This window comes from Microbacterium resistens NBRC 103078 (assembly GCF_001552355.1).
Lineage (GTDB): Bacteria > Actinomycetota > Actinomycetes > Actinomycetales > Microbacteriaceae > Microbacterium > Microbacterium resistens.
This window is the reverse complement of sequence record NZ_BCRA01000016.1, coordinates 1-20,603: the sequence shown is the minus strand read 5'-3', so window position 1 is coordinate 20,603 and position 20,603 is coordinate 1. Positions and strand designations below refer to the sequence as shown.

Sequence of the window (20,603 nt, the reverse complement as noted above, 5' to 3'; positions counted from 1 at the left end):
GACGGAATCGTCGTCCTGCGCCCTCGTCCTGCACACCGGGGAGCGGGAGCGAGCTGTGCACAGACCACGTCCCACCGCGGCGGTGCGTCCGGACGGGGCGATACCGTCTCTGGCGTGGCGTCGGATTGCGCGCCAGAATGGGGGCGTGTACATGTCGATCGAGATCCTCGCGACGATGATCACCGGGCTGGGGCTCGTGGTGACCCTCGGGTCCTCGATGTTCGTCGGCTTCGCCTGGATGCTCCGCCGGATCGACGGCGTGGAGGCCCGACTCTCGCATCGGATCGACGACGTGGAGGAGAAGCTGTCACGTCGGATTGATGACGTGGAGGAGAAGCTGTCGCGTCGGATTGATGACGTGGAGGAGAAGCTGTCGCATCGGATCGACGGCGTGGAGGAGAAGCTGTCGCGTCGGATCGACGACGTGCAGGCCGAGCTCGTCGACGTCAAGGTCTCGGTGGCGCGCTGGGAGGGGCCGCGGCCGCAGTTGCAGACGCGCCGCTGAGTCCGAGCAGGGCTGGCGTCGAGTCGTGGTCGCCGCCGCGACGGCATGTCGTCGCGCGTGCCATCGCTACGGACGAGGGCGTGTGTCATAATTACTGTACGATCGTTAGGTAATTCCTGGAGGAGTCGATGATGACGACCCGGACCGAGCGCGACGCACCGCCGGTCGACGCGGAGCAGCAGGCACTCTTCGACGCGCTCATCGCCGAAGAGCAGCGGATCGAGCCGCGCGACTGGATGCCCGACGCCTACCGCAGGACGTTGATCCGCCAGATCTCCCAGCATGCGCACTCCGAGATCATCGGCATGCAGCCCGAGGGCAACTGGATCACCCGTGCGCCGAGCCTCAGGCGCAAGGCGATCCTGCTCGCCAAGGTCCAGGACGAGGCCGGGCACGGTCTGTACCTCTATTCCGCTGCGCAGACCCTCGGGATCACCCGGGAGGAGATGACGCGGCAGCTCATCGACGGCGAGGCGAAGTACTCCTCGATCTTCAACTACCCGACCCCGACGTGGGCGGACATGGGGGCGATCGGATGGCTGGTCGACGGCGCGGCCATCTGCAACCAGGTGCCGCTGTGCCGCGCGTCCTACGGGCCGTACGGGCGTGCCATGGTCCGCATCTGCAAGGAGGAGTCGTTCCACCAGCGTCAAGGGTTCGAGATCCTCCTCGCGCTGATGCAGGGCACGCCGGCGCAGCGGCGGATGGCCCGGGACGCGGTGAACCGCTGGTACTGGCCCAGCCTGGCGATGTTCGGGCCGCCCGATGATCAGTCGCCGAACTCGGCGCAGTCGATGGCGTGGAAGATCAAGCGGTTCTCGAACGACGAGCTGCGCCAGCGCTTCGTGGCCATGCTCGTGCCGCAGGCGGAGGTCCTCGGCGTGACGCTTCCGGACCCCGACCTGCGCTGGGATTCCGAGACCGAGCGGTACGAGATGGGCGAGATCGACTGGGACGACTTCTTCGCGGTGCTGCGCGGACACGGGCCGTGCAATGCCGAGCGGCTGCAACGGCGGCGGGACGCGCACGAGGACGGCGCCTGGGTGCGTGAGGCCGCGGCGGAGTACGCCCGCAAGCGCGCGGCACAAGAACAGGCGGAGGCGGCATGAGCATGCCCGACGCATCGATCCGCGGGCACGGCGCGGAGGAGTGGCCCCTCTTCGAGGTGTTCGTCCGCGCCAGCCGGGGGCTGAGTCACGTGCATGTCGGCTCCCTGCACGCGCCCGACGCCGAGATGGCCGTGCGCAACGCGAGGGATCTCTACACCCGGCGCAACGAAGGGACCTCCCTCTGGGTGGTCCCGGCCGCGGCGATCACGGCGAGCGATCCGGACGCGAAGGACGCCTTTTTCGAGAGCCCTGCCGGGAAGAACTACCGCCACGCCGTGTACTACACCGCCTCCGAGGGGGTGCCGCACCTGTGAGCGCCGGATCGCCGCGGCCGCCGGAAGGCCCGCACGGGGACGTCACGGTCGACGAGCTCCCGCTCTCGGCCGAGTTCGCCGGGGAGGAGAGTCGTGCCCCGTCGGCGGACGTGGCCGAGTATGCCCTCCGGCTGGGCGACGATGCGTTGATCCTCAGCCAGCAGCTGGCCGGCTGGGTCACCCGTGCGCCGGAGCTGGAAGAGGACGTCGCGCTCGCGAACATCGCGCTCGACCTCCTCGGCCACGCCCGGTCTCTGCTGCGCTACGCCGGGAGCTGGGACGGGCGCAGCGAGGACGACCTCGCGTACTTCCGGGATGAGGCGGAGTTCCGCAGCGCGTGGCTCATGGAACAGCCCAACGGCGACTTCGCTCACACGATCGCACGCCAGCTGATCGCCGCGGCGTACTTCGTCGAGCTCTACGGAGCCCTCCGCGAGAGCACGGACGCGATGCTCGCCGCCGTGGCCGAGAAGGCCCGCAAAGAGGCGGACTATCACCGCGACCACGCCGTCCAGTGGGTGCTGCGCCTGGCGGGGGGAACGGAGCAGTCACGCCGACGGATGATCCGGGGGCTCGGCGACATGCTTCCCTATGCGGCCGAGCTGTTCCGAGACGACCCGCTCACCGATCGACTCTCGGCGCCGCACGCGGGAGTCGCCGTGCGTCCGTCTTCGCTGCGCCCGGGATACGACGCGGTGATCGCGGCGGTCCTGAGCGAGGCGGGGCTCGACGACGCCCTGCCGGTGGTCGCGGAGGCGGCGGGAGGAGGACGGCGGGGATCCCACGCGCCGCACCTCGGGCATCTCCTCGCGGAGATGCAGGTGCTCGCCCGGCAGCATCCGGGGGCGTCGTGGTGACCGTCGAGGAACGGGCCTGGGAGGTCGCGGCAGCGGTGCCGGATCCCGAGGTCCCCGTGCTGACGATCGAGGATCTCGGTGTGCTGCGGCGTATCCAGGTCGACGACGGTCGGGTGCGCGTGGACATCACGCCGACGTACAGCGGCTGTCCTGCGATGGACGCGATCCGTGACGACCTGATCCTGTCGCTGACGCACGCAGGGTTCGGCGACGTCGACGTGCGCCTCGTGCTTTCGCCGGCGTGGACGACCGACTGGATGACCGCTGCCGGTCGGCGGAAGCTGACCGAGTACGGGATCGCGCCGCCGTCGGGTTCCGCTGCGGCGACCCGCGGGAGCGGACCGGTTCCGGTCGTCCTGCGGGTGCGTTGTCCGAGGTGCGGATCGCCGGAGACCCACGAGGTGTCCCGCTTCGGGTCGACCTCGTGCAAGGCGCTCTACGAGTGCCGCTCGTGCGGAGAGCCCTTCGACCACTTCAAGGCGTTCTGATGACGAGCCTGTGGACACCGGCGCCCCCGAGCACCGCACCCGCGGCCGATGCCGAGCGCGTCGCCGGTGCACTGCTGCGGGGACTGGTGGGCGGCTCGACCGATCGCGCAGCGGAGGCAGCGGACGGCGACGAGCCGCGGCGTCGTCCGCGTGCCCGGTTCCACCGGCTGACCGTGGCGTCCATCCGCCCGCTCACGACGGACGCCATCGAGGTGACGTTCGCCGTCCCGCCCGAGCTGGCCGGCGAGTTCGACTACCTCGCCGGGCAGCATGTGGCCCTGCGGACGCGGATCGACGGCCAGGAGGTGCGCCGCTCCTATTCGCTCTGCCGAGCCCCGGAGGCTCACGGAGGGGCGTCGGGAAGCGGCGGCTCGCGCATCAGCGTGGCGATCAAGCGGGACCGCGGCGGGCGGTTCTCCACGTGGGCGCACAGCGCGCTGCGTCCGGGGCAGGGGATCGACGTGATGAGCCCGCAGGGCACGTTCACGTCGTCACTCGCGGATCTCGACGGCGCCCGCATCGCCGGGATCGCTGCCGGCTCCGGGATCACGCCGCTCATGGCGCTCGCCGCCTCTGTCCTCGCGCGATCCGACAGCGCCCGCTTCGACCTCGTCTACACCAACCGCCGCGCCACGGACGTTATGTTCCTGGACGACCTCGCCGATCTGAAGGACCGCTTTCCGACGCGGTTCGCCGTTCACCACGTCCTCACGCGCGAACAGCGCAGCGCGCCGCTTCTGTCCGGGCGGATCGACGAGGAGCGGCTGCGCGGCATCCTGGATCGGCTGATCCCTCCGAGCTCCGTGGACGAGTGGTTCCTGTGCGGGCCGTTCGATCTCGTCCAGCTCTGTCGCGACGTGCTCGCCGACAGCGGAGTGGACCGTCGGCACGTGCGCTACGAACTGTTCACGACGGGAGAGCCCGGCCGGGAGCGGCCGGAGGGCGGACGCCCGGTCGAGGCGCTCGAGGACGAGCCGGCGCGCACGATCGCGTTCACGCTCGACGGCCAGTCCGGGTCCGTCGAGACGCCCGTCTCCGCGGACGAGTCGATCCTGAACGCCGCCCTGCGGGTGCGGCCGGACGTGCCGTACGCCTGCGCGGGCGGGGTGTGCGGCACGTGCCGGGCGCGGCTGGTCGAGGGGTCCGTCACGATGACCGAGAACTACGCGCTGGAGAAGGAAGAGCTCGACCGCGGCTACGTGTTGACGTGCCAGTCGCACCCGACCTCCGATCGCGTCGTCGTCGACTACGACGTGTGAGGTGCGGTCCATGTGCGTCGAGACCCCTCCTCCCCGCCGAGACCCCCTTGCGCGGACGTGATTCAGAGGGGGTCTCGACAGGGGGAGGGGGTTTCGACCGACGCAGACGCGGGGGAGCGGGAGATGAGAGAGAGGAGAGGACCGTGATCGACCTGCGGATCGACGGGGGCGTCGCCCACGTCACGCTCGACAACCCGTCGGCCCTCAACGCGCTCGACGAAGGGGCGCTGCGTGACCTCGACAGCGCCTACGCCGAGGCGGCGAGCGCCGGAGTACGGGCGCTCGTCCTGCGCGGCGAGGGGAGGGCGTTCTGCGCGGGGCGGGACATCTCCCGTGTGGACCCGGCCGAGGATGATGTGTCCGCCTTCCTGGACGGACGGGTGACGCCGCTGCTGGAGCGGATGTCCGCGTTCCCCGCGCCGACCTTCGCGGCGGCGCACGGCGCCTGCCTCGGCGTGGGGCTGGGGCTCCTGATCGCGACGGATGTCGTCTACGTGGCCGAATCCGCGAAGATCGGCTCCCCGTTCGCAGCGCTCGGCGCGGTCCTGGACTCGGGCGGTCACGCGCTCTTCTACGAGCGCCTCGGCGCGCACCGGACGCTGGACCTGATCTATACGGGCCGGCTCATGAGCGGCGCGGAGGCGGTGCAGGCGGGGGTGTTCTCCCGCGTGCTGCCCGACGGGGAGGTGCACGCGGCGACCCTTGCGGCGGCCGAGAGGGCGGCGACCGGGGCGACGGCGGCCTTCCTCGCGAGCAAGCGGCTGGTGGCGGCGCTCCGGGACCAGCGGCGGGGACTGTGGGAATCGATGCGGCAGGAGAACACGGCACAGGCCGCGCTCCGCGACACCGCCGACTACCGCGAGGGCTTCGCGGCGTTCCAGCAGAAGCGACCGCCGGTGTTCCGCGGGGAATGACCCGTCCGCGCGCCGGCCACGCCCGGGCATAGGCTGGGCGATGCTGCCCGCCGACCGCGCGGGGGACGGGAGAAGACGTGGGCGAGGTCGTCGAGCGCATCCGGGGGCCACGCGCCTACGCGTCCTTCATCGGAATCGGGCTGGCCGCGGGGCTGCTCTCCGGGCTCTTCGGAGTCGGCGGGGGCACGGTCATCGTGCCCCTCCTCGTGCTGCTGCTCGGGTTCGACCAGCGCCTCGCCGCGGGCACGTCGCTGGCAGCGATCGTGCCGACCGCGACGGTGGGAGTCGTCTCCTATGCCGTCTCCGGCTCCGTCGCGTGGATGCCCGCTCTGCTGCTGGCCGCCGGCGCCGTCGTCGGCGCCCAGATCGGCACACGTCTCCTTCCCCGGATCTCGCAGACGGCGCTGCGCTGGTTCTTCGTCGGCTTCCTCGTCATCGTGATCGTCAGCCTGTTCCTCGTCATCCCGTCCCGTGACGCGGCGCTGGAGCTCACCTGGGCGACGGGACCGCTGCTGGTGGTCGTGGGGCTGCTCACGGGTGTCATGGCCGGCCTGATCGGCGTCGGCGGTGGCGTCATCGTCGTCCCGGTGCTCATGCTCGGCTTCGGCACGAGCGACCTGATCGCGAAGGGCACGTCGCTGCTGATGATGATCCCCACCGCCGTCTCCGGCACGATCGGTAACATCCGCCATCAGAACGTCGACCTGCTCGCCGCCGGGCTGATCGGCCTCGCCGCCTGCACGACCACGGCCCTCGGCGCGTGGCTCGCGACGCTCATCGATCCCTTCGCCGGCAACATGCTGTTCGCGGCATACCTTGTCGTGATCGGCGTGCAGATGGCGCTCAAGGCGATCCGCGGCCGCAAGAAGGGCTGAACGGGGCGCCGGATCGGACGGTCGAGCGAGGACGTCGCGGAGTGAGGCCTTCGCACGGTGCGGCCGCGGAACGGGGCCCGGGCCCGCTGGGTAGGATCGGAGGGTGCCTGTGAACCCCGAACTGGTGGGACGCGCGTTCCCGCCGACCACGCCGTATCTCGTCGGGCGGGAGAAGGTGCGCGAGTTCGCCCGCGCCGTCTTCGCCGACGCCCCCCAGCACACGGACGTCGAGGCCGCCCGCGCGCTCGGCTTCGCGGACGTCGTCGCCCCGCCGACGTTCGCGATGGTCATCCAGGACCTGACCCTGCAGCAGCTGCTGTCCGCTCCGGACTCCGGCATCGTCCTGGCCCGCACGATCCACGCCGAGCAGCGCTTCGCCTACACCCGGCCGATCGTGGCGGGTGACGAGCTGACGGCGCAGCTGCGCATCACCGGCATCCGGCCGATGGGGACCGCGGCGATGGTCACGAGCGAGGCCGAGATCACGGACGCCGACGGCGCGCACGTCGTGACGGCGACGAGCGTGCTGCTGATCGGATCCGACGAGGAGAAGACGGAGGCCGCGGCATGACCGCCCAGACGTTCGAGGTCGGCACGGTCGTCGCCGAGCGCTCCGTGCACCTCACCCGGGACTCGCTCGTGCGCTATGCGGGCGCTTCCGGTGACTTCAACCCGATCCACTACCGCGACGACGTCGCGGCGGAGGTGGGACTGCCCGGCGTCCTCGCCCACGGCATGCTCACCATGGGGATCGCCTCCTCCGTGGTGGTCGCGGCGCTGCCCGGCGCCGCACGGGTGGTGGACTACGGCGTGCGTTTCGCACGACCGGTCGTGGTGGACCCGGTCACCGGCGCAGAGTTGACCGTCACCGCGAAGGTGGGAGCGGCGGACGAGTCCGCCGTGCGCATCGACCTCACGGTCAAGCACGGAGACACGACGGTGCTCGTCAAGGCCCAGCTCCGCGTCGCGGCGGACTCGCTCGGACGATGACGGACGCCCTCGTGCCGGAGACCGCCCCGATCCGCCTCGCCGAGCTGACGACGCTCCAGACCGGTGCCGCGCCCGCCCGCATGGTCGACGCGTCCACCGCCGATGAGATCGTGGCGGCGCTGCGGGACATCTGGTCCCGCGGGGACGAGTGGTTCGTGCTCGGCGGCGGCTCCAACCTGTTCGCCGGGGACGAGCCGTTCGACGGCACCGTCGTCCGGATCCGCTCCACGGGGATCGAGCGGCTCCCCTCGCCGCACCCCGGCCGCGTCCGGCTGCGCGTGCAGGCCGGCCACGACTGGGACGCCCTCGTCGCGGAGACGGTCGCGCAGGGACTGGCCGGGATCGAGGCGATGTCGGGCATCCCGGGCACGGCCGGCGCGGCGCCGGTGCAGAACGTGGGCGCGTACGGACAGGAGATCCAGGAGACGCTGGTCGAGGTCGAGCTGATCGACGAGGCCACCGGCGAGGTGTCGGTCGTCCCGGCCGCCGAGCTCGGGCTCGGGTTCCGCACCTCCGTCCTCAAGCACCATTACGGCTCGGTGCCGCGGCGCCGAGCGGTGATCCTCTCGGTGACCCTCGACCTCGCGGAGGTCGGTCCCGCGGGGCGCGTGGTGCGCGGTGAGCAGCTCCGCCGCGCGCTGGGGCTCGAGGGGGAGGAGCCGGTCCCGCTGAGCTGGGTGCGCGAGCGCATCCTGGCCACCCGCGCGGCGAAGGGCATGATCTTCGATCCGGAGGATCCCGACACGCACGGGGCCGGGTCCTTCTTCCAGAACGCGATCGTCTCCGAGTCGTTCGCGCGGACCCTTCCCGCCGAGTGCCCCCGCTGGCCGGTGTCGCCCGACCTCGACACCGTCACGGTCATCCCGCTGGACTCCTACGACGGCATCGTGCCCCCGCCCCGCGCCGACGTGTCCTCCGACGTGAAGGTCAGCGCGGCATGGCTGATCGAGAACGCCGGGATCCGCAAGGGGTTCCGGCTGCCGCGTTCCCGGGCGGGCGTCTCGACCAAGCACGCCCTCGCGCTGACGAACCGCGGCGGCGCGACCGCGGGGGAGATCGCCGAGCTGGCGCGGTTCATCCAGGGGCGCGTGCACGCCGAGTTCGGACTGCTGCTGCAGCCGGAGCCGGTGCTCGTCGACGTCGAGCTGTAGCCGGCGGCTCAGCCACCGCGTAGGCTCGCCCGCATGACCGCACCTGCTCCGTACCTGCTCTTCCCCGGCAACGCGGCCGAGGCTCTGGAGTTCTATCGGAGCGTGTTCGGCGGCGAGCTGATGACGTTCACGTATGCCGAGGGCGGCCGCAGCGATGGTCCGGGAGACGCGATCGCGCACGGAGAGCTGCACGGCCCCGTCGCCGTGTCCGGTGCCGACGCTGGCGCCGACCAGGACGGCGTCCAGATGAGCGGGATGTTCCTCGCGTTGCTGGGCACCGCCGAGCCCGAGACGCTCACCCGCTGGTACGAGGAACTCGCCGTCGGCGGGCGCATCATCGACCCGCTGCAGAAGCGTCCTTGGGGAGACCACGACGGATCGGTCGCGGATCGATACGGCGTGCGCTGGCTGATCGGCTTCCGCGGCTGACCTTTCCGCGCCCTTCTCCCGCCCTGGGCGCCGAGACCCCCTCGCAACGCCGAGACCCCCTCACACCCACGCGGGTGAGAGGGGGTCTCGATGCCGAGAGGGGGTCTCGGTGAACCCCTCCGCTCAGGAGAACAGACGCTGGAGACGCTGCACGCCCTCCAGGAGGGCGTCGTCGCCGAGCGCGTACGACATGCGGATGTACCCCGAGGGCCCGAACGCCTCGCCCGGGACGACGGCGACCTCGGCCTGCTCCAGGATGAGGTCGGCGAGCTCCAGCGAGGTCGTCGGGGTGACGCCGCCCCAGGAGCGACCAAGCAGTCCCTGGACGTCCGGATACACGTAGAACGCGCCGTGCGGGTCGGGCACGACCAGCCCCTCGATCTTGGACAGCTCGGAGACGATCAGTCGCCGGCGGCGATCGAAGGCCTCGCGCATCTGCTCGGCCTCGGTCTGCGGACCGGTGAGGGCCGCGATCGCCGCCTTCTGCGCGACGTTGTTCACGTTGCTCGACAGGTGCGACTGCAGGTTGCCGGCGATCTTAATCGCGTCGGCGGGACCGACCATCCAGCCCACGCGCCATCCGGTCATCGCGTAGGTCTTCGCCACGCCGTTGACGAGGATCGTCTGCGCGGCGACCTCGGGGACGGCCTGTACGACCGAGGTGGCCTCGACGCCGTCGTAGGTGAGGTTCTGGTAGATCTCGTCGCTGATGATCCAGATGCCGTGCTCGAGCGCCCACTCGGCGATCGCGCGCGTCTCCTCGGCGGTGTAGACCGAGCCGGTCGGGTTGGACGGGGAGACGAACACGAGCACCGTCGTGCGCTCGGTGCGGGCGGCCTCGAGCTGGGCGACCGAGACCTTGTAGTCCTGGTCGGCACCGGCGAAGACCTCCACCGGCACGCCGTCGGCGAGACGGATGGCCTCCGGGTACGTCGTCCAGTACGGCGCGGGCAGCAGCACCTCGTCGCCGGGGTTCACAACGGTCTGGAACGCCTGGTAGACGGACTGCTTCCCGCCGTTCGTGACGATGACCTGGCTCGGAGAGACCTCGAGCCCGGAGTCGCGCAGCGTCTTGGCGGCGATGGCCTCGCGCAGCGCCGGCAGGCCCGCGGCGGGCGTGTACCGGTAGTTCGCCGGATCGGCGAGGGCCTCGGCGGCCGCGTCCACGATGAACTGCGGTGTGGCGAAGTCGGGCTCGCCCGCGGCATACGAGATGACGGGCTTGCCCTCGGCCTTGAGGGACTTGGCCTTCGCGTCCACCTTGAGCGTGGCGGACTCGGCGATGGCGGAGAGCTTGCGGGAGAGAGGCGCGCGTTCGGTCACACGGGAAAGCGTACCCGGGCGCCCTGCGCCGGGTCATCCCCGTGTCGAGGAGCCTCCGAGCGTGCGGTCGAACGCGCCGTCCCGGGTCGAGACGATGTCCTTGCCGAGCGGCATGAGCGAGATCGGGACCATCTTGAAGTCCGCGATCGCCATCGGGATGCCGATGATCGTGATGCACAGTGCGATCCCCGAGACGATGTGCCCGAGCGCCAGCCACCATCCGGCCAGGATCACCCAGATCACGTTGCCGAGGAACGAGCCGACGCCCGCGGTGGGCTTGGCGACGATCGTGCGGCCGAAGGGCCAGATCACGTAGCGCGCGGTGCGGAAGGAGGCGATCGCCCACGGGATCGTGATGATCGGGATGCACAGCAGGATCCCGGCGAGCACGTAGGCGAGGAAGAGGCCCACGCCGGCGAAGACCAGCCAGATGATGTTGAGCAGCGTGCGCATGCTCCCATTCTCCCCGCCCGCCGCCGCACGGACGCCGAGTGGTCAGTTTCTGTGGGTTCGCGGGCTCTCAACCCACAGAAACTGACCACTCGACGACGGGCGGCGGAGCGGACGTCGCGGGATCAGGCGTTTCCGCCCGAGCAGGTGAGCTCGCCGGGCGTCGTGCCGGTGATCGAGGGCGGTAGCTCCAGACGGCCGTCCACGACCGCGCCGGGCGTCGGCACCGGTGGGTCGACCGGGGCGTTCGGGTCGACCGGGGCGTTCGGATCGACGGGGGCGTTCGGATCGACGGGGGCGTTGGGGTCGACCGGCGCGTTGGGGTCGGCCGGAGCGTTCGGGTCGGGCACGAGCTCGGCCCCGCCCACGGGGGAGACGTCCCCCGTGATCCGCAGCGGCTGGTTGGCGGCGATCGCGGCCCAGAGGATCTCCGCGGAGTCCTCGTCGGGAACGACACGGTTCGGATCGGACGGATCCGTGAAGGTCGGGTACTGCAGGAACACGTAGTCGTCGAACGGCACGCTCTTCAGCGCGAGCGCCATCCGGACCAGGAGCACGGGGTCCTGCAGGGTGTCGCTGGTGACGACGTTGTCCGTGACCACGGTGGCCATCCGCAGCAGCTTCGCGGGGTCGCCGAGCACCTCGTCGCTGACCACCTTGCGCGCCAGACGCGACATGTACTGCTGCTGGTTGGAGATGCGCCCGAGGTCGCTCTCGTCGCCGACGCCGTGGCGGGTCCGCAGGAACTGCAGCGCGTCCAACCCCTGGATCACGCGGTTGCCGGGCTCCCATTCCAGGCTCGTGTGCTCGTCGCTGATCCCGGTGCCGCCGATGCAGACTTCGACCCCGCCGATCGCATCGGTGATCTGGATGACGTCGTCGAAGCCGAGTTTCGCCGCGTAGCCGACCGTGATCCCCGCCAGATCGCCGAGGGTCTTCGCCACGCAGGGCAGCCCACCGGTCGCGAACGCCGTGTTGATCTGCGCCCGCCACATCGGCGAGGTCTCGTCGCCGTTGTCGTCCGTGCACGCGGGAATGGAGATCATGAGGTCGCGGGGGAAGGAGACGACCGTGACGCGGCGGGGCGCGTCGGAGACGTGCACCAGCAGGTTGACGTCGTTGAGCGGCACGTCGCTCTCGGGATCGGCGCACCGGTCGCCGAACAGCGGCGTGGTGATCGGCCCGCACTCGTCGATACCCGTGATCACGACGTCGAAGCTGCCGCTGTAGGCGCCGATGCCGGGCGGCTGGGCGGGGACCACGGCGTCCTGCCCGAGGGACACGGTGTTCTCGGCGAGGCTCCCGGTCAGCTCGGAGAGGACGAAGGCACCGACGGCGAGGGCGGCGACGAGGACGGACGCGGCGCCGGCTCCGAGCACGGTGAGCAGCTGGCGGAGGACGCCGGGGGAGCGGAACGCGGCGTGGCGGGCGAGCGGACGGCGATGACGACGGGTCACGGGCATCGCGTCCGCGGGCATCCGGCGGCGGCGGGCCACGGCGATCGTTTCGGCATGAGTGCACGCTACCGGGTCGCGGGCCCGGGGCCCGGCAGCGGTGCGGCGGATTCCGGAAGAGGGAGTCGTGCCGGGGCGTCAGGACAGGTGGTCCGGCGGCACCGCGCAGTAGTCGCCGAAGCGTCGGGTCGGGCGCCCGGGGTCGGTCAGATCCACGAGGGCGTCCGCCGCCGTGTGCGGCGGCTCGTCGCCGGCGAGCACCCAGATCGACTGGTGCCAGAGGCCCCGCGCCGACGGGATCAGCAGTCCGGCGTCGCCGGTCACGATGCGGACCGCGTCCACGCGGGAGGCCCGGTACGGCGCCACGACCTCGGTGCGCAGGGCGGCCTCGTCCTTGCCCGTGGCGTCGGAGACATCGGCCACGACGTCGCGGCCGGCGAACGCCTCCGCCAGCCGCGTCGCGAACGCGGTCACCCGGTCGGCGTCGGCTCCGGCGACCGCGATCAGGCGTGCGCCGTGCGCCGAACGGGCCAGGAACTCGCCCACGAGGTCGTCGGCGACGGAGGGGACGGCGTCCGGGGAGTCACTCATGCCGCCAGCGTACGCCCGGGTCAACAGGCCGGGGCCGCGCGGGGCGGTCAGGCGAGCGGTGCGACCTCGGGCGGATCCCTCAGCGCTCGACGAGGATCCCGTCCTCGTCGGCGACGAGGCGCGCGCCCGGACGGAACACGACGCCGCCGAACGCGACCTCCACGTCGATCTCGCCGACGCCCTCCTTCGTGCTCTTGCGCGGGTTGGTGCCGAGGGCCTTCACCCCGAGCGGCAGCCGGGCGATGTCGGCGCTGTCGCGGATCGCGCCGTGGATGACGACGCCGGCCCACCCGTTCCTCACGGCGAGCCCGGCGATCATGTCTCCCATCAGGGCGCGGTCGAGGGATCCGCCGCCGTCCACGACCAGCACGGCGCCGGCGCCCGGCGTCTCCAGGACGGACTTCAGGACGACGTTGTCCTCGAAGCACCGCACCGTGCGGACGGGGCCGGAGAACGCCGCCCGTCCGCCGAACGAGCGCAGTTGCAGCGGGAGGGACTGCAGCGCTTCGCCGAGACGGTCGTAGAGGTCGGCGGTGGACTCGGTCATGTCGGCTCCTCGGGATCGCGCGATCGGCGTCGCGTCGTCGCGAGTGGTCAGTTTCTGTGGGTCGAACGGCGCCGAACCCGCAGAAACTGACCACTCGATGGAAGGGATCGAGGCGATCAGTCCACCTCGGTCAGGTGCTTCGAGTATGCGCCCAGGGTGAGGAAGGCCGGGAACTCCTCGCGCAGCGCCACCTCGCGGAAGACCTCCGCGGCATCGTCGAACCGGTCCGCGGTGCGCGCGGCGGACGATCCCGTCGTGCCGGCGGCGCCCGTCGCGCCAGCGGAGTCGGCGCGGACCTCGGCGAGCACCTCCGCGATCAGCTTCTCGACGTACTCCACGGTGATGGCGGTGCCGTCCTCCGTCTCGCGATCCTGGTGGATCCACTGCCACACCTGCGACCGGGAGATCTCGGCGGTCGCCGCGTCCTCCATGAGGTTGTCGATCGCCACCGCTCCCTGACCGCGGAGCCATGCCTCCAGATAGCGGATCGCCACGGAGACGTTGTCGCGCACGCCCGCCGCGGTGATGGGGCGGCCGATGTGCACGTCCAGGAGGTCCTCCGCCCGCACCTGCACGTCGTCGCGCCGTCGATCGAGCTGGTTCGTGCGCTCGCCCAGCACAGCGTCGAACTCGGCCTGCGCGGTCGGGATCAGATCCGGGTGGGCGACCCAGGTGCCGTCGAACCCGTCCCCGGCCTCCCGCTTCTTGTCGGCGGCCACCTTCTCGATCGCACGGGCGGTGACCTCGGGGTCGCGCCGGTTCGGGATGAAGGCGCTCATGCCGCCGATCGCGTAGGCGCCGCGACGGTGGCACGTCTGCACGAGCAGCTCCGTGTACGCCCGCATGAACGGCACCGTCATCGTGACCTCGCTGCGATCCGGGAGCACGAACCGGGCCCCGCGCCCGCGGTAGTTCTTGATGATGGAGAAGATGTAGTCCCAGCGTCCGGCGTTCAGCCCTGCGCAGTGGTCGCGCAGCTCGAACAGGATCTCGTCCATCTCGAACGCGGCCGGCAGCGTCTCGATCAGCACCGTGGCGCGGATCGTGCCGTGCGGGATCCCGAGGTAGTCCTCGCTGAACGTGAACACGTCGTCCCAGAGCTTCGCCTCCTCGCTGGACTCCAGCTTGGCGAGGTAGAAGTACGGGCCGCGCCCGGCGTCGATGAGCGCCTGCGCGTTGTGGAAGAAGTACAGGCCGAAGTCCACGAGGGATCCCGAGGCGGCCAGGGTCCGTCCGGTCCGGTCGGTGAACTCCAGGTGCTTCTCCACCAGGTGCCACCCGCGCGGGCGCATCACGATGGTCGGCGTCGTCTCCGCCGTGACGCGGTACTCCTTGCCCTCGGCGCTCGTGTGGGTGAGCTCCCCCCGGATCGCGTCGCGCAGCGACAACTGGCCGCCGATGACGTTGCGCCACGTGGGGCTCGTGGCATCCTCCTGATCGGCGAGCCAGACCTTCGCGCCGGAGTTCAGGGCGTTGATCGTCATCTTCGGATCGGTCGGGCCGGTGATCTCGACGCGACGGTCCTCGAGGCCCGGCCCGGCGCCGGCGACGCGCCAGTCGGCGTCCTCGCGGATGTGCGCCGTGTCGTCGCGGAAGCGCGGGTCGTGCCCGTTGCCGATCTCGAAGCGGCGGCGCATCCGGGCGGCGAGCCGGTCGTGACGCCGCCCGGCGAAGCGGTGGTGGAGCTCGGTGAGGAAGGCCAGCGCCTCGGGCGTCAGGATCTCGTCGAACCGGTCGTGGCGGGGTCCGGTGATCTCGATGGATGGTCCGGTGCTGCGGGTGGCGGTGGTGGGGGCGGTGATGCTCATGGTGGGAGTCCTGTTCTGTGAGCGGAGCCGGTGGTGGTGTCGAGACCCCCTCTTGGCCCCGAAACCCCCTCGGAGATGCGTGATTCGGAGGGGGTCTCGGGAGGCCGAGGGGGTCTCGACGGATGCGGCATCCGCGACGGCTTAGTGGAACTGCGCGGCCTCGGTGGAGCCGGCGAGGGCGAGAGTGGCGCTGTCGGGGTTGAGCGCGGTGGAGATGACGTCGAAGTAGCCGGTGCCCGCCTCGCGCTGGTGCTTGGTGGCGGTGTATCCGGAGGCCTCGGCGGCGAACTCCGCCTCCTGCAGCTCGACGTACGCGCTCATGGCGCGCTCGGCGTATCCGCGGGCGAGGTCGAACATCGAGTGGTTCAGGGCGTGGAAGCCGGCCAGCGTGATGAACTGGAACCGGTAGCCCAGTTCCGCCAGCTCCTGCTGGAACGTCGCGATCTCGGCGTCGGACAGGTGGCGCTTCCAGTTGAAGCTCGGCGAGCAGTTGTAGGCGAGCATCTTGCCGGGGAACTCCGCGTGGATCGCCGCGGCGAACTCGCGGGCGAGCGCGATGTCGGGCTCGCCGGTCTCGACCCACAGCAGGTCGGCGTAGGGCGCGAAGGCCAGGCCGCGGCTGATGACCGACTCGATCCCGGCGCGGATCCGGTAGAAGCCCTCGCTCGTGCGCTCGCCGGTGGTGAACGCCTGGTCGCGCTCGTCGACGTCGCTGGTGAGCAGGTCGGCGGCGAGGGCGTCGGTGCGGGCGATGATCACCGTGGGGACGCCGGCGACGTCGGCGGCGAGACGGGCGGCGTTCAGCGTACGGATGTGCTGCTGAGTGGGCACGAGGACTTTGCCGCCGAGGTGGCCGCACTTCTTCTCGCTCGCCAGCTGGTCCTCCCAGTGGATCCCCGCGGCGCCGGCCTGGATCAGCGACTGGGCGAGCTCGTAAGCGTTCAGCGGCCCGCCGAACCCGGCCTCCGCATCCGCGACGATCGGGGCGAGCCAGTCCCGTGTGACCTGGCCCTCCGCGTGCTCGAGCTGGTCCTGGCGCAGCAGCGCGTTGTTGATGCGGCGGACCACCGACGGCACGGAGTTCGCCGGGTACAGCGACTGGTCCGGGTACGTCTGGCCCGCGAGGTTGCCGTCGGCGGCCACCTGCCACCCGGAGAGGTAGATCGCCTTCAAGCCCGCGCGGACCTGCTGCACGGCCTGCCCGCCGGTGTAGGCGCCGAGCGCCCGGACGTAGTCCTCGGTGTGCAGGAGGTTCCACAGGTTCTCGGCGCCGCGGCGGGCGAGCGTGTTCTCCTCGCGGACGGAGCCGCGGATGCGGACGACGTCCTCGGCGGTGTAGGTGCGCTCGATCCCGTCCCAGCGCGGGTCGTTCTCCCAGCTCTCGCGGAGCTCGGCGGCCGTCTGGACCTGGTCGCCCGCGCGGAGGCCGGCGGGGCGGGGTGCGGTGTTCGTCATGGCGTCTCCTTCGGGGAACCGGCATCGGTGCCGGATGGCGTGCTCCCACTCTGTGTGAAGTTCGGGGTCGGATCTGGCCGAATCAGGTGTGAAGTTCTTCCGAATTTCTGTTTCTGTGACAGAATCGCCCCGTGGACGACAACACCGACGCGCTCACCATCGGGCGCCGCATCCGCCAGCTGCGGACCACCCGCGGGATGACGCTGGAGGCTCTGGCGACCGCCGTCGATCGCGCGCCGAGCCAGATCTCGATGATCGAGACCGGCAAGAGGGAGCCGAAGCTCACGCTCCTGCAGGCGATCGCGCGGGCCCTCGACACGTCGCTGGACGCGTTGCTGGAGGACGGCCCCCTCGACGAGCGCAGCACCATGGAGATCGCCCTGGAGCGGGCGATGCGCGGGGGGACCTTCCAGACGCTCGGCATCGAGCCGTTCCGGATCGGGAAGTCCGTGCCGTCCGAGGCGCTGGCCGCCATGCTCGCGCTGCACGGCGAGATCGAACGGCTGCGCGACGAGCGCGCGGCGACACCGGAGGAGGCCCGGAGAGCGAACCTGGAGCTGCGCCATCTCATGCGCCGTCAGGACAACTACTTCGCGGAGCTGGAGGCGAAGGCGGCGCAGATCCTCGACGCCGTCGGTCATCCGGGCGGTCCGCTCACCCAGCGCACCGCCTCCGAGATCGCGGCCTACCTCGGCTTCACGCTCCACTACGCCTCGGATCTGCCGCAGTCCACCCGCTCGGTCGCCGACCTCGCGCACGGGCGGCTGTATCTCCCCAAGTCGGTGCCGGCCAAGGGCGATGCCCGCACGGCGGTGCTGCAGGCGCTCTCCAGCCGGATCCTCGGACACGGCGAGCCCCGCAGCTACGCGGAGTTCCTGCGCCAGCGGGTGGAGACGAACTACCTCACGGGCGCCCTGCTGATCTCCGAGGCGCACGTGGTCCCGGTGCTGCAGGACGCAAAGTCCCGGAGAGCCATCTCCATCGAGGACCTGCGCGACGCGTACTCGGTCTCGTACGAGACGGCCGCCCACCGGTTCACCAACCTCGCCACCCGGCACCTGGACATCCCGGTCCACTTCCTGAAGGTGCACGAGTCCGGCACCATCACCAAGGCCTACGAGAACGACGACGTGAACTTCCCGACGGACCGGCTCGGATCCATCGAGGGGCAGATGTGCTGCCGGCGGTGGACGAGCCGGGTGGTCTTCGACATCGAGGACCGGTTCAACCCGTACTTCCAGTACACCGACACCGGGAACGGCACCTACTGGTGCACCGCGCGGGTGGAGCCCTCCAGCGAGGGGCTGCACTCGGTCAGCGTGGGCGTGCGCTTCGACGACACGAAGTGGTTCGTGGGCCGCGACACCCCGAACCGCGGGGTGTCGAAGCACTCGGTCGAGGCGTGCTGCCGCCGAGCGCCCGCCGAGCTGGAGCAGCGGTGGCGGGAGAACTCCTGGCCGAACGTGCGGACGCCGAGGACGCTGCTCGCGACCCTGCCGACCGGATCCTTCCCCGGCGTGGACACGACGGACGTGTACGAGTTCCTGGAGGCGCACGCCCCCGCCTGACCCGCTCGGCCTGCTTTTGGGGCGCGAATCGGGGATCCGGGGCGCCGGGCGAGGCGCGCCGGCCCCGGGAAGGGCCCCGAAACGAGGCTTAGGCCGCGTTCCAGCGCAGGCGGGCCGAGGCCTCGTCGAGCTCGCGGCGGAGGGCGGACACGTCGGCGACGGGGAAGGTCGTCACCAGGAGCGGGGAGGCGCCTGGCGTCGGCGCGACCGCGTGGACGAGGGCGCGGAACCCGCCGCGTTCCGCGCCGAGGGCGGTGTGGGTGGCCCGGCCGTCCACCGGGGCGAACCAGGCGAACTCGGCGGCGTCCCGCACGGACGCGGCCGCCGCCTCGGCGCGGGCGAGCAGGGTGGTCGATCCGCTCCACGGCAGGAAGTGGTCCGCGGGCAGGCCGAGCGAGACGGCCAGTGCGTCGCCGAGCCAGCGGTCGCGCTTCAGGCCGTACGGCGTGGGCATGGTCGAGAGCAGGTACCCGTAGCCGTGGAGCAGCCCGGCGTTGCCCACCGGCCAGGACGCCGAGAGCCCCGCGCGCTTGTGCAGCGCGTCGAACACGGCACGGGGGATGATCTCGCCGCCGGTCTTCTCGTCGATCACGGTGGACGCGCCCCAGCGGGAGAACCGGTCCGCCGCACGGTCGTCGTCGATCGACGCGCCGAGCCAGGGGAGCGCGGTCAGGGCGTCATGGGCGGCGTCCGCCGTGCCGTCGGCGGCACGCTCGGCGACACGGATGAGCTCATCAATCGGGGCCACGGTGCCCACCCTACGTGACCGCGCGCTCGACCACGACGGCCGGGACGTGCGGGCGCGTGTGCTCGGGATCCTCTCGGACAACCTCGCCGACGACGGACCCCGATGGGCGGGTGGGGGCGCATCGGTCGGATGCGGGCGCGTGGTCCGCGCAGGCGCAGCTCAGGCGCCGAGACCGCGCAGGACGGCGTCGAGCCCGTGCGCGAACGCCGTGTCGACGTCCCCGCCCTGGCGGAAGGCGCCGCTCTGCTCCATGGTGCAGAACCCGTAGGCCCAGGCGGTCAGCGTGCGGGCGGCGGAGAGCGGGTCGTCCGGGGCGATCGTCGTCATGGTCTCCAGGAGGATCCGCATGACGGGCGCCGTCGCCCCGGTGGACGGCCCGGTGCCCTCGGCGGAGAAGAGCAGCGTCGTGACCCGGGGGGAGCGGGCGGCGAACGTGCGCAGCGCGTGCGCGATCCCGACGAGCCGCGTGCGCGGGTCCGGAGTCGATACGGCCACCGCGTCGATCATCCCGGTCAGCTCCGCGGCCGCGTCGTCCGCGGCCAGCCGCAGCAGCGCGAGCCGGTTCTCGGCGCGCTTGTACAGGCTCGGCGGGCGCACGCCGACGGCCGCGGCCACGGCGCTCATCGTCACCGCGTCCACGCCGTCGCGCTCCGCGATCCTACGCACGGCGCGCACGAGCGTCTCCGTGCTCACGCGCTGCGGTGCGGGCATCGCGGCCTCCTCTGCTGTCGTCTCGCGTCCACAATAGGCTATTGACCATAGCCATGAAAGCTATGTAACGTAGCCTTCATGACCACGCAGCTTCTTCGGATCGGCGACGACATCGTCGCGATGCACGCGATCGTGACCCCTGACGGAGTCACCCTCATCGACGCGGGACTGCCCGGCGACCGCCGTCGACTGGAGCGGGCGCTCGTGGAGGCCGGCCGCACGCTCAGGGACATCCGCGGCGTCGTCCTGACGCACGGCGACAGCGACCACATCGGAGTGGCGGAGTGGCTGCGCCGGACCTACGGCGTGCCGGTGTACGTCCACGAGGCGGACGCCGACCGGGCGCGGGGCACGAGCTCGTCGCACGCTCCGGGCGGGGCGTGGCGCCTCGGTCCGGTCCTGCGGTTCCTCGGCGGGGCGCTGCGGCGGGGTGCGATCCGGACGCGTCCCGTGACCGAGGTGCGCACCATGGTCGACGGCGACGTGCTGGATCTCCCCGGGCGCCCCGAGATCATCGGGATCCCCGGGCACTCGCCGGGATCCGTGGCGATCCGGGTCCCGTCCGCCGACGCGCTGTTCCTCGGCGACGCCGTCACCACGCGCAACGTGCTGACCGGTCGGACGGGCGTCGGGATCGGGCCCTTCAGCGACGAGCCGGCCGTGACGCCGGGCAGCCTGGAGCGGCTGCGCGGCCTGCCCGAGCGGCGGCTCCTCCCCGGCCATGGCCCGGAGTTCTCGGGTACGGCCGACGACCTCCTCGCCGCCCTGTCGTCCTGAGCCTGACGCCGATGCCGACGCCGCGGGCACGGGGGGTGGGCGCGCCGGCTCAGGCCGGAGGATCGGAGAGACGCAGCGCGGTCCAGAGCTCGGCGCGAGCCGGGAACGCGGCGAGGTCCATCCCCAGCAGCTCGGCGGCCTGGGCGATGCGGGTTCGCAGCGTGTGGCGGTGCACCCCCAGCGCGGCGGCGGCCGGTTCGAGCCGGGCGTCGTGCTCGAGCCAGACGCGCAGCGCGCGCTCCAGCTCCCCGCCCCTCGTGCAGCGGCCGCCGGATCCGTC

24 protein-coding genes are annotated in these 20,603 nt (G+C 71.5%); 14 read left to right on the top strand and 10 right to left on the bottom strand.

Going from position 1 to position 20,603, the window contains the following annotated elements:
* Positions 1–145 precede the first annotated feature (145 nt).
* From MR1_RS03485 to MR1_RS03430, 12 genes are all read left to right on the top strand, one after another.
* A complete protein-coding gene (locus MR1_RS03485) occupies positions 146–505 on the top strand; it encodes a hypothetical protein (RefSeq protein WP_067243296.1) in 360 nt (119 codons plus the stop codon).
* A 131-nt stretch (positions 506–636) separates the two neighbouring features.
* Positions 637–1,614 carry a 1,2-phenylacetyl-CoA epoxidase subunit PaaA gene (gene paaA, locus MR1_RS03480; protein ID WP_067243295.1) on the top strand — a complete coding sequence of 326 codons (978 nt, stop codon included), beginning with the start codon at positions 637–639 and terminating at the stop codon, positions 1,612–1,614.
* The gene (gene paaB, locus MR1_RS03475; RefSeq protein ID WP_067243294.1) at positions 1,611–1,928 is read left to right on the top strand and encodes a 1,2-phenylacetyl-CoA epoxidase subunit PaaB; all 318 of its coding nucleotides are present in this window, start codon (positions 1,611–1,613) and stop codon (positions 1,926–1,928) included. The genes paaA and paaB overlap by 4 nt, the downstream gene beginning before the upstream one ends.
* On the top strand, positions 1,925–2,785 hold the full coding sequence (gene paaC, locus MR1_RS03470; RefSeq protein ID WP_067243293.1) for a 1,2-phenylacetyl-CoA epoxidase subunit PaaC: 861 nt from the start codon (positions 1,925–1,927) through the stop codon (positions 2,783–2,785). Before paaB ends, paaC begins: the two co-directional genes overlap by 4 nt.
* Positions 2,782–3,273: a 1,2-phenylacetyl-CoA epoxidase subunit PaaD gene (gene paaD, locus MR1_RS03465; RefSeq protein WP_409366238.1), complete on the top strand. Its 492-nt coding sequence runs from the start codon at positions 2,782–2,784 to the stop codon at positions 3,271–3,273. Before paaC ends, paaD begins: the two co-directional genes overlap by 4 nt.
* On the top strand, positions 3,273–4,532 hold the full coding sequence (gene paaE, locus MR1_RS03460) for a 1,2-phenylacetyl-CoA epoxidase subunit PaaE (RefSeq protein WP_084344336.1): 1,260 nt from the start codon (positions 3,273–3,275) through the stop codon (positions 4,530–4,532). Before paaD ends, paaE begins: the two co-directional genes overlap by 1 nt.
* 143 nt (positions 4,533–4,675) lie before the next feature.
* Positions 4,676–5,446, top strand: a complete 771-nt coding sequence (locus MR1_RS03455) for an enoyl-CoA hydratase/isomerase family protein (protein ID WP_067243291.1) — start codon at positions 4,676–4,678, stop codon at positions 5,444–5,446.
* A gap of 77 nt (positions 5,447–5,523) precedes the next feature.
* Positions 5,524–6,321, top strand: coding sequence for a sulfite exporter TauE/SafE family protein (locus MR1_RS03450; RefSeq protein ID WP_067243290.1), 798 nt, complete (start codon positions 5,524–5,526; stop codon positions 6,319–6,321).
* A 103-nt stretch (positions 6,322–6,424) separates the two neighbouring features.
* Positions 6,425–6,892 carry an FAS1-like dehydratase domain-containing protein gene (locus MR1_RS03445; RefSeq protein ID WP_067243289.1) on the top strand — a complete coding sequence of 156 codons (468 nt, stop codon included), beginning with the start codon at positions 6,425–6,427 and terminating at the stop codon, positions 6,890–6,892.
* Positions 6,889–7,311, top strand: a complete 423-nt coding sequence (locus MR1_RS03440; protein WP_067243288.1) for a MaoC/PaaZ C-terminal domain-containing protein — start codon at positions 6,889–6,891, stop codon at positions 7,309–7,311. Before MR1_RS03445 ends, MR1_RS03440 begins: the two co-directional genes overlap by 4 nt.
* Positions 7,312–7,322: 11 nt before the next feature.
* Positions 7,323–8,462: a UDP-N-acetylmuramate dehydrogenase gene (locus MR1_RS03435; protein WP_067243346.1), complete on the top strand. Its 1,140-nt coding sequence runs from the start codon at positions 7,323–7,325 to the stop codon at positions 8,460–8,462.
* Positions 8,463–8,495: 33 nt separating this feature from the next.
* Positions 8,496–8,891 (top strand): VOC family protein, encoded by a 396-nt coding sequence (locus MR1_RS03430; RefSeq protein ID WP_067243287.1) that lies wholly within the window; start codon positions 8,496–8,498, stop codon positions 8,889–8,891.
* A 123-nt stretch (positions 8,892–9,014) separates the two neighbouring features.
* Here MR1_RS03430 and MR1_RS03425 read toward each other — a convergent pair whose 3' ends face one another.
* The 7 genes from MR1_RS03425 to aceA form a co-directional block, all read right to left on the bottom strand.
* A complete protein-coding gene (locus tag MR1_RS03425; RefSeq protein WP_067243286.1) occupies positions 9,015–10,214 on the bottom strand; it encodes a pyridoxal phosphate-dependent aminotransferase in 1,200 nt (399 codons plus the stop codon).
* A 33-nt stretch (positions 10,215–10,247) separates the two neighbouring features.
* Positions 10,248–10,667, bottom strand: a complete 420-nt coding sequence (locus tag MR1_RS03420) for a YccF domain-containing protein (protein WP_067243285.1) — start codon at positions 10,665–10,667, stop codon at positions 10,248–10,250.
* A gap of 122 nt (positions 10,668–10,789) precedes the next feature.
* The gene (locus MR1_RS03415; protein WP_255218083.1) at positions 10,790–12,160 is read right to left on the bottom strand and encodes an LCP family glycopolymer transferase; all 1,371 of its coding nucleotides are present in this window, start codon (positions 12,158–12,160) and stop codon (positions 10,790–10,792) included.
* A 96-nt stretch (positions 12,161–12,256) separates the two neighbouring features.
* Positions 12,257–12,709, bottom strand: a complete 453-nt coding sequence (locus MR1_RS03410) for a hypothetical protein (RefSeq protein WP_067243284.1) — start codon at positions 12,707–12,709, stop codon at positions 12,257–12,259.
* A gap of 79 nt (positions 12,710–12,788) precedes the next feature.
* The gene (gene rraA / locus MR1_RS03405; protein ID WP_067243283.1) at positions 12,789–13,256 is read right to left on the bottom strand and encodes a ribonuclease E activity regulator RraA; all 468 of its coding nucleotides are present in this window, start codon (positions 13,254–13,256) and stop codon (positions 12,789–12,791) included.
* Positions 13,257–13,372: 116 nt separating this feature from the next.
* Positions 13,373–15,064 (bottom strand): malate synthase A, encoded by a 1,692-nt coding sequence (gene aceB / locus MR1_RS03400; protein ID WP_067243282.1) that lies wholly within the window; start codon positions 15,062–15,064, stop codon positions 13,373–13,375.
* 141 nt (positions 15,065–15,205) lie between these two features.
* Positions 15,206–16,519 carry an isocitrate lyase gene (gene aceA, locus MR1_RS03395; protein ID WP_067243281.1) on the bottom strand — a complete coding sequence of 438 codons (1,314 nt, stop codon included), beginning with the start codon at positions 16,517–16,519 and terminating at the stop codon, positions 15,206–15,208.
* Between the two features lie 131 nt (positions 16,520–16,650).
* Here aceA and MR1_RS03390 point away from each other — a divergent pair, with 131 nt between their 5' ends.
* Positions 16,651–18,087 (top strand): helix-turn-helix transcriptional regulator, encoded by a 1,437-nt coding sequence (locus MR1_RS03390; protein ID WP_067243280.1) that lies wholly within the window; start codon positions 16,651–16,653, stop codon positions 18,085–18,087.
* An 88-nt stretch (positions 18,088–18,175) separates the two neighbouring features.
* Here the strand turns inward: MR1_RS03390 and MR1_RS03385 are convergent, their stop codons facing one another.
* Both MR1_RS03385 and MR1_RS03380 read right to left on the bottom strand, forming a co-directional pair.
* Complete coding sequence (locus MR1_RS03385) at positions 18,176–18,835, bottom strand: amino acid deaminase (RefSeq protein WP_255218082.1); 660 nt, start codon at positions 18,833–18,835, stop codon at positions 18,176–18,178.
* Between the two features lie 159 nt (positions 18,836–18,994).
* Positions 18,995–19,546: a TetR/AcrR family transcriptional regulator gene (locus MR1_RS03380; RefSeq protein WP_067243279.1), complete on the bottom strand. Its 552-nt coding sequence runs from the start codon at positions 19,544–19,546 to the stop codon at positions 18,995–18,997.
* 78 nt (positions 19,547–19,624) lie between these two features.
* On the opposite strand from MR1_RS03380, the gene MR1_RS03375 reads away from it, so the two are divergent.
* On the top strand, positions 19,625–20,323 hold the full coding sequence (locus MR1_RS03375) for an MBL fold metallo-hydrolase (protein WP_067243278.1): 699 nt from the start codon (positions 19,625–19,627) through the stop codon (positions 20,321–20,323).
* Positions 20,324–20,372: 49 nt separating this feature from the next.
* Here the strand turns inward: MR1_RS03375 and MR1_RS03370 are convergent.
* Positions 20,373–20,603 (bottom strand): helix-turn-helix domain-containing protein (locus MR1_RS03370; RefSeq protein ID WP_169797642.1); only part of this gene is annotated, 231 nt, incomplete at its 5' end.